Below are 1,615 nucleotides of genomic sequence, written 5' to 3' on the forward strand. Positions count from 1 at the left end.
CCAGCCGGTGGCCGGGCTCGTTGGCGGCGTCGGAGACGTACTCACCGAGCAGCTCGACGTCGGCGAGCTCGAGGCCGACCTCCTCGCGGGCCTCGCGGACCGCGGCGTCGCGGGCGTCCTCGCCCGGCTCGAGCTTGCCGCCGACGAGCATGAACCGCGAGGTGCCGCGCTTGCGGACGGTCAGCACCGCGCCGTCGCGGACCAGGGCGACCGCGGCGACGACGATGGTCGGGGCGTCGGGGCTGGTGGGGGCGGGCACGAGGCCCAGTCTCTCGCGTCGGGCGACCGCGCCCGCGATCAGGCCCGGCGCTGCTCGCCGCCGAGCCGCCGGCGACGTACGACGACCAGGCCTCCCGCGCCGGCCACGAGGACGCCGCCGAGGACGAGGATGCCGAGGCTGCCGTTCCAGCCGCCGGAGCCCTCCGCCTGCTCGCGGGCGATGGCGGTCGCGGTGGGGCCGGACGTCGGGCCGACCTCGAAGTGGATCTCGCCGGTGACCTCGTGCCCGTCGGAGGAGACCACCTCGTAGGCGATCACGTAGTCGCCGTCAGGTCCGGCCCAGAGGTTCTGCCGGACCTCCGCACCGTGCACGGAGGGCGCGCCGTTGGTCACGTCGCCCTCGGGTCCGGTCACGGTGACCTCGCGCACCTTGCGCACCGGGCCGCTGAGGGTGAGCACTGCCCGCGACGGCAGCTCCTCGACGATGCCGGAGTCGGCGGGGTCGGAGAGCACCAGGTCGTCGTGGGCGGCGGCCGGCGGCGCCGGCACCCACGCCGCGAGCGCGGTGAGCAGCGCGACCACCAGGGCCAGGACGGCCGGTCGGCGCGGTGCGTGGTCGAGGGGGCGGGTCAGGGGATCGAGGTGGCGCATGGCTGGGGCTCCGTCATCGGGGTGGGGGTGGCGAGCCGTCGGTCGACGCGGTCGAGGACCGCGGTCACGCCGGCAGCGAGGGGGTGGTGGTCGTCGGCGCCGGACGCGCGCAGGGCCCGGCGCAGCGACGCGGTGGCCCACCGGGCCAGGTCGTCGGGGACGCCCGCCGCGGCCAGGGCGGCAACGGCGGCATCGAGCTCGCGGCCGACCAGGCCGGCGACGTCCTCGCCGGTGTCGCGCCCGGCGAGCAGCGACACCGCGGTGGGTACGCCGTTGGCCGCATCCAGCCCGGTGGGCTTGCCCATCCGGTCCGGGTCCCCCAGCACGTCGAGCAGGTCGTCGAGGTGCTGGAAGGCCATGCCGAAGTGGAGCGCGAACCGGCCGAGGGCACGGACCTGCCCGGGCGGTGCGCCGGCGATCAGGGCGCCGGCCTCGGCGCTGGCCCGGAAGAGCTCTGCGGTCTTGAGCGAGACGTACTCCGCGTGCGCGGCGATCGAGGGGGCGGCGACGAGGTCCGGCTCGAGGAGCTGTCCGGTGGCCATGCAGGCGAGCGCCCGGGCCCACGTGGCTGCCACCCCGGCGTCCGCGGCGGCGGCGACCCCGCGGGCCAGCAGCAGGTCGCCGACGACGATCGCCTGCTCGGCGCCCACGGACGCGACGACGGAGGGCCGCCCGCGGCGCAGCGGTGAGCCGTCGATGATGTCGTCGTGCACCAGCGTCGCCAGGTGCAGCAGCTCGATCGCGG

Annotated in this window: 3 protein-coding genes; all 3 read right to left on the reverse strand. The window is 76.9% G+C overall.

Translation table 11 applies throughout. The features are described from left to right. A partial coding sequence (locus L615_RS09065; protein WP_315897781.1) for an NUDIX domain-containing protein occupies positions 1–259 on the reverse strand: 259 nt, incomplete at its 3' end. Between the two features lie 38 nt (positions 260–297). Then, positions 298–870 carry a copper resistance CopC family protein gene (locus L615_RS09070; RefSeq protein WP_145724853.1) on the reverse strand — a complete coding sequence of 191 codons (573 nt, stop codon included), beginning with the start codon at positions 868–870 and terminating at the stop codon, positions 298–300. After that, positions 849–1,615: polyprenyl synthetase family protein (locus tag L615_RS09075; protein WP_186449790.1), on the reverse strand; the 767-nt coding region annotated here is incomplete at its 5' end. The genes L615_RS09075 and L615_RS09070, both read right to left, overlap by 22 nt.

Origin of the sequence: Nocardioides sp. J9 (genome assembly GCF_007829375.1) — a bacterium.
Taxonomy (GTDB): Bacteria; Actinomycetota; Actinomycetes; order Propionibacteriales; family Nocardioidaceae; genus Nocardioides.

Bases quoted from the DNA above. Each gene is read 5' to 3' on its own strand.
- L615_RS09070 (WP_145724853.1), bottom strand. From the start codon at position 870: ATGCGCCACCTCGATCCCCTGACCCGCCCCCTCGACCACGCACCGCGC.